This is a genomic window from Streptomyces carpinensis, assembly GCF_002154505.1.
GTDB classification, from domain to species: Bacteria; Actinomycetota; Actinomycetes; order Streptomycetales; family Streptomycetaceae; genus Streptomyces; species Streptomyces carpinensis.
On the sequence record NZ_MUBM01000564.1, the window covers coordinates 211 to 6503 of the forward strand.

Annotated in this window: 4 protein-coding genes and 1 pseudogene; 3 read left to right on the forward strand and 2 right to left on the reverse strand. The window is 73.4% G+C overall.

Annotated features, from left to right (window positions below; genetic code table 11):
• Together BZY54_RS46095 and BZY54_RS46100 are read left to right on the forward strand one after the other, a co-directional pair.
• Positions 1-184, forward strand: a 184-nt coding sequence (locus tag BZY54_RS46095; RefSeq protein WP_086731306.1) for a cold-shock protein, incomplete at its 5' end; no start/stop codon positions are given.
• A 298-nt stretch (positions 185-482) separates the two neighbouring features.
• The gene (locus tag BZY54_RS46100; protein ID WP_086731303.1) at positions 483-1211 is read left to right on the forward strand and encodes a class I SAM-dependent DNA methyltransferase; all 729 of its coding nucleotides are present in this window, start codon (positions 483-485) and stop codon (positions 1209-1211) included.
• Between the two features lie 136 nt (positions 1212-1347).
• Here BZY54_RS46100 and BZY54_RS46105 read toward each other — a convergent pair whose 3' ends face one another.
• Together BZY54_RS46105 and BZY54_RS46110 are read right to left on the reverse strand one after the other, a co-directional pair.
• Entirely contained in the window at positions 1348-3315 is a 1968-nt protein-coding gene (locus tag BZY54_RS46105; protein ID WP_086731304.1) for an AMP-dependent synthetase/ligase, read from the reverse strand.
• Positions 3316-3558: 243 nt separating this feature from the next.
• A complete protein-coding gene (locus tag BZY54_RS46110; protein ID WP_086731305.1) occupies positions 3559-4857 on the reverse strand; it encodes an acetyl-CoA C-acetyltransferase in 1299 nt (432 codons plus the stop codon).
• Between the two features lie 91 nt (positions 4858-4948).
• Here BZY54_RS46110 and BZY54_RS46115 point away from each other — a divergent pair.
• Positions 4949-6206, forward strand: a pseudogene (locus BZY54_RS46115) (3-oxoacyl-ACP reductase).
• Positions 6207-6293: the final 87 nt, after the last annotated feature.

Below are 6293 nucleotides of genomic sequence, written 5' to 3' on the forward strand. Positions count from 1 at the left end.
GTGGTTCAACGCCGAAAAGGGCTTTGGCTTCATTGCCCAGGAAGGCGGCGGCCCCGACGTCTTCGTCCACTACTCCGCGATCAACGCGACCGGTTTCCGCTCCCTCGAAGAGAACCAGCAGGTGTCCTTCGACGTCACCCAGGGCCCGAAGGGCCCGCAGGCGGAGAACGTCACCCCGGTCTGAGCGAATCTCGCGCAGTACCAGATCTTGAGTGCAGTACCCAAGGAGCCCCGCGCCGGCCAGGCGACGGGGCTCCTGCCTTTGTGTGCCGGGGTTCCCGGTCCCTGCCTTTGTGCGCGGGCGGCCCCGTAGCGGCCGGAAGCTTCGGTGAATTCTCCGCGAACTCTTTTCCCGCGGTCCGCAAAACTCCCTCCCCGACCACCTGTCTGCCCGCCCTGCCCGTCTGCCCTCCGCCCGTCCGCGCCCCTGTGCGCCCGCGCACGGCAGGCGTTGTCAGTGGGCCCCTCTAGAGTCCCCGGGCATGACGACGGACTCGACGCACCCGAACGACCCGACGCTCTCGAACAACCCGACGCCCTCCACCGGCCCGACGGACTTCCTCACCACCACCCGCACCTTCTACGACGCCATCGCCGAGGACTACGCCGAGCACTTCCGCGGGCAGGACGTGGCCAAGCCCGTGGACCGCGCGGTGCTCACGGCCTTCACCGAACTCGTGGGCAAGGGCGGTGAGGTGGCGGACCTCGGATGCGGCCCCGGACGGGTCACGGCACGTCTGGCCGCGCTGGGGACGGCCGTGTTCGGCCTGGACCTGTCGGCGTCGATGCTCGCCGTCGCCCGCCGGGAGAATCCGGGGCTGCGGTTCGAGCAGGGCTCGATGCTGGAGCTGGACGTTCCCGACGGCGCGCTCGCCGGGGCCCTCTCCTGGTACTCCTCGATCCACACGCCCCTGGACCGGCTGCCGTCCCTCTTCGCGGAGTTCCACCGCGTCCTCGCACCGGGCGGGTATCTGCTGATCGCCTTCCAGGTCGGCGACCAGCCGCTCCGCCTGGAGCAGCCCTTCGGCCACCCGGTCTCGCTGGACTTCGAGCGGCGCCGGCCGGAACGGATCACCGGACTCCTGACCGAGGCCGGTTTCGCGCCGCACTCCCGGACGGTGCGGGAACCGGACGAGGCGCTCGGGGAGTCGGCCCCGCAGGCGTTCCTGATCGCCCGCAAGCCGGGGACGGCCACCGCTCGGACCGCTTAGACCTGCGGGCTGCGAGCGGTGGCCGCACAACACGACCAGTCGGGTCGGTGCGGGTCCATACAGGACCCGCCGGGCCCGTACGCCGCCCGCGGCCCGCGCCCCACGCACGGGCGGCCGGTGCTTCCCCCGCCGGCACTCACCCCCCGTACAGCCCTTCCACCGCCCGCGCGAAGTCCCGCATGATCGCCTCCCGGCGCAGCTTCATCGACGGCGTCAGATGGCCCGCCTCCTCCGTGAAGTCGACGGGCAGCACGGCGAAACGGCGGATCGACTCGGGGCGGGAGACCAGCTTGTTGGCCTCGTCGACGGCCCGTTGCAGGACGGCCGTCAGCTCCGGGTCGTCGGTCAGGAGTTCCGGCGGCACCGCGTGCTTGCCGTTCATCCGGCGCCAGTGGACGATGCCCTCGGTGTCCAGGGTGATCAGTGCGGAGACGTAGGGGCGGCCGTCGCCCAGCACCATGCACTGGGAGATCAGGGGGTGGGAGCGGAGCCAGTTCTCCAGGGGGGCGGGGGCCACGTTCTTGCCTCCCGCGGTGATCAGGATCTCCTTCTTCCGGCCCGTGATCGTCAGATAACCCTCGTCGTCCAGGCGGCCGATGTCGCCCGTGGGGAACCAGCCGTCGTACGTCGCCGGGGCCACCCCACCGGCGTTCGGGTCCCAGTACCCCCGGAACACCTGGCCGCCGCTCAGCAGCACCTCGCCGTCCGCGGCGATGCGCACCCTGGTGCCCGGCAGCGGCCAGCCGACCGTTCCGAGGCGGGGCCGGTGCGGCGGCGTCACCGTCGCCGCGCCCGTGGACTCCGTCAGGCCGTACCCCTCGTACACCTCGATGCCCGCCCCGGCGTAGAAGGCGGCCAGACGGCGGCCCAGGGGGGAGCCGCCGCAGATGACGTGCCGCAGACGACCGCCGAGGGCGTTTCGGATGCGGCGGTAGACGAGCGGGTCGTAGAAGGCCCGCGCCGTCTTCAGGGCGCGGCTCGGTCCGGCGCCCGAGCCGTGCTGACGGGCCTCCACCGCCTCGCCGTAGCGGCGGGCCACCCCGGCCGCGCGGTCGAAGGAGGACGCCCGGCCACCGCGTTCGGCCGTGGCCCGCGCGTTGTTGTAGATCTTCTCCAGCATGTACGGGATGGCCAGCAGGAACGTCGGCCGAAAGCTCGCCAGGTCGGCCAGCAGGTCGTCCGCCGCGAGGCTCGGCGCGTGGCCCAGCCGTACCCCGGCGCGGACACAGGCGACCGCCACCATGCGGCCGAAGACGTGGGAGAGAGGAAGGAAGAGGAGCGTCGCGGGCTCCTCCGTCGTCCTGCTCTTGAAGACCGGGTAGAGGAGTTCGATCGCGTTGTCGACCTCCGCCAGGAAGTTGCCGTGGGTCAGCGCGCAGCCCTTCGGGCGGCCCGTCGTGCCCGAGGTGTAGACGAGGGTCGCCAGCGTGTCGGGGCCGAGCACGCCCCGGCGCACGTCGACCTCCTGGTCCGGGACGGTCCCGCCGGACTCCGCCAGTCGGTCGACGTCGCCCCTGTCGATGACCCAGATGTGGCGCAGGCCGAGGAGGCGCTCGCGCTCCGGGCCGAGGGCCGCGGCCTGCCCGGCCGTCTCGGTCACCAGGGCGACCGCGCCGGAGTCCTGAAGGATCCAGCGGGTCTGGAAGAGGGACGACGTGGGATAGACGGGCACGGTGACCAGGCCCGCGGCCCAGGCCGCGAAGTCGAGCAGCGTCCACTCGTACGTCGTGCGGGCCATGACCGCGATCCGGTCGCCCGGCACCAGCCCCTCCGCGATCAGGCCCTTCGCCACCGCCAGCACCTGGTCGGCGAACTGCTGCGCCGTCAGGTGCTTCCACCGGCCGCCCGCGCCCCGGCGGCTCAGGACACAGCGCGCGGGCTCCGCGGACGCGTTCTCGAACGGCAGGTCGGCCAGCGAGCCGTGCGTCACCTGCGCCACCAGCGGCGGCACGTACGCCTCGCGCACCTCCCCGTTCAGCCGCCGGGTCTGCGGGGCGACGAACGCCGGGCCGCGGTCGGGGTCGTAGTCGTAGTCGCGCTCAGGAACGGGCGGCGGCACGGGGGAGCCGGACGGCGACGGAGACGACGAGTACGAGATGGGCATGGCAGCTCCTGGGGCCTGCGGCTACGCACCGCTCGGCTGCTTGGGATACGCGCGGTGCGAACCGAGTCGTTCACCGGTGGTGCGTGCGCGGCTGTGCGGCCTTGGGTGTTACCGCCGGTTGCAAGCGGGATCGTACGGCGCACTCGTGGGGAGTCCGTGCGGGTTCGGGGCGGGTTGGGAGACGGTCCGGGAACGGGGCTGTGCAATCTTCGATTTCAGGGGAGCCGCCATCGGGAAGGGGCTCTACGGCCGCTCCAGGATGGCCGTCACTCCCTGGCCGCCGGCCGCGCAGACCGAGATCAGCCCGCGTCCGGGGCCCTCGCGCTCGGCGAGCAGCCCGGCCAGGGTGGCCACGATCCGCGCACCGGTGGCGGCGAAGGGGTGGCCGGTGGCGAGCGAGGATCCCGCGACGTTGAGGCGGGCGCGGTCGACCGGGGCCAGGCCGCGCCGCTCCCAGGCCGCCAGGGTCGCCAGCACCTGGGAGGCGAACGCCTCGTGGATCTCGACCAGGTCGAAGTCCTCGATGCCGAGCCCCGCGCGCTCCAGCATGCGCGGGACGGCGTACGCCGGTGCCATGAGCAGGCCGTCCTCGCCGCCCGCCACGTCGCCGTGCGCGAAGTCCACGGCCGCCGTCTCGTACGCCGTCAGATACGCCGACGGCTCCAGGCCGCGCTCTCGCGCCCACTCCTCCGACGCCAGCAGCACGGTCGCCGCACCGTCCGTCAGCGGAGTCGAATTGCCCGCGGTCATGGTCGGATCGGGCAGGTCCAGGCCGAACACCGGCTTCAGCGCGGCGAGTCGGTCCGCCGTGGAGCCGGGGCGCAGGTTCTGGTCGCGGGCCAGGCCCCGGAAGGGGACCACCAGGTCCTGGAAGAAGCCGCGTTCGTAGGCCGCGGCCAGCCGCTGGTGACTGGTGGCGGCCAGTTCGTCCTGTGCCTCGCGGGTGATGCCCCAGGCGCGCGCGGTGACGGCGGCGTGCTCGCCCATGGAAAGGCCGGTGCGCGGTTCGGCGTTGCGCGGGATGTCCGGTACGAGGTGCCGCGGGCGGACCCCTGCGAGCGCCTTCAGCCGGCCGCCGGGGGGCCTCGCCCGCCGGGCCTGAAGGAGGATCCGGCGCAGTTCGTCGTTGACGCCGAGGGGCGCGTCGCTCGTCGTGTCGGCGCCGCCCGCGATCGCGGACTCGCTCTGGCCGAGCGCGATCTTGTTGGCGCAGGCGACGACCGCCTGCAGTCCGGTGCCGCAGGCCTGCTGGACGTCGTACACAGGAGTGCGCGGGTCCAGGGCGGAGCCGAGGACGGTCTCGCGGGCGAGGTTGAAGTCACGGCTGTGCTTGAGGACGGCACCGGCGACGAACTCGCCGACCGCGCCCGGCCCGGTCAGCCCGTACCGCTCGACGAGGCCGTTCAGGGCCGCGGTGAGCATCTCCTGGTTGGAGGCGGTGGCGTACGGGCCGTCGGAGCGGGCGAACGGAATGCGCGCGCCGCCGATCACGGCGACCCGGCGTGCGCGGGGTGGCTCGAGGGGGCGTGCAAGGGGGCTCATCTCGACCGGCTCCTCACCCGTGACATACGCTTACCTCCGGTAACCTTACTCCAGAGTAAGGTATTCCGATCGAGTCGCGCGGGAGTTGCACATGGCCGACCGCTACCTGAGCTTCACCGGCACGGCGCCCGGCCGTTTCCTCACCCGGCGCCTGGGCCTGCCCCAGCCCGCCGAGCTGCGCCGCTGGTCACCCGAACGGCCGTTCCTGAACGGATCGCTGACTCGGCTGACCGCCGGGACGTCCACCCTCGACCTCGCCCCCGTCCTCGCCCGTACGGGCCTCACCCCGGGCGGGAGCGCCCCCGCCGCCGTGGTCCTCGACGCCACCGGCGTCCGCGACGTCGACGGGCTCGGCGAGGTGCACGCCGCCCTCCACCCCGTGGTGCGGTCCGTCGCCCCGAGCGGCCGTGTGGTCGTGCTGGGCGCCCCGCTCGATGCCGCCGACCACCACCAGGCCGCCGCCCAGCAGGCCCTGGAGGGACTCACGCGCTCGCTGGGCAAGGAGATCGGCCGGGGCAGGACCGTCAACCTGCTTCGGCTCACCGACGCGGCCGCCGCCGAGTCCACCCTCCGCTTCCTCCTCTCCCCGAAGTCGGCCTACGTCAGCGGCCAGATGATCCACCTCGGCACCCGGGAGCCCACGTCCCCCGACGACTGGGAGCGCCCCCTCACCGGACGCACCGCCCTGGTCACCGGCGCCGCCCGCGGCATCGGGGAGGCGGTCGCCGAGACCCTCGCACGGGACGGCGCGCATGTCGTCGTCCTGGACGTGCCGGCCGCCGAGGAGGACGCCCGCAGGGTCGCCGCACGCCTCGGCGGCACCGCCCTCACCCTCGACATCACGGCCGCCGACGCCGGGGAACGGATCGCCGCCGCGCTGCCCGACGGGCTGGACGTGCTCATCCACAACGCGGGCATCACCCGCGACCGGCGACTGGTCAACATGCCCGCCGAACGCTGGCGTTCGGTGCTGGAGGTCAACCTCGCGAGCGTGCTGCGCACCACCGACGCGCTGCTGGCGGCCGGCTCCCTGCGGCCCGGCGGCCGGATCGTGGCCACCGCGNNCCAGCAAGGCCGGGATCGCCGGCCTGGTCCGCTGCCTGGCGCCCCGGGCCCTGGACGACCACGGGGTCACGGTGAACGCGGTCGCACCCGGGTTCATCGAGACGAGGATGACCGCCGCGATCCCCCTGTTCATCCGCGAGGCGGGCCGCAGGATGAACTCCCTCGCACAGGGCGGCCTGCCCGTCGACGTCGCCGAGACGACCGCCTGGCTCGCCCATCCGGCCTCCGGCGCGGTCAACGGCCAGGTCGTCCGCGTCTGCGGCCAGAGCCTGCTGGGGGCATAGAAGCGGTGACCGGCACGGATTCCCCCGAGGTCGCTCCCGTCGTCCTCCCCCGCTCCCCCGCCCTCGGCCCGCTCCTCGCCCGCGGTG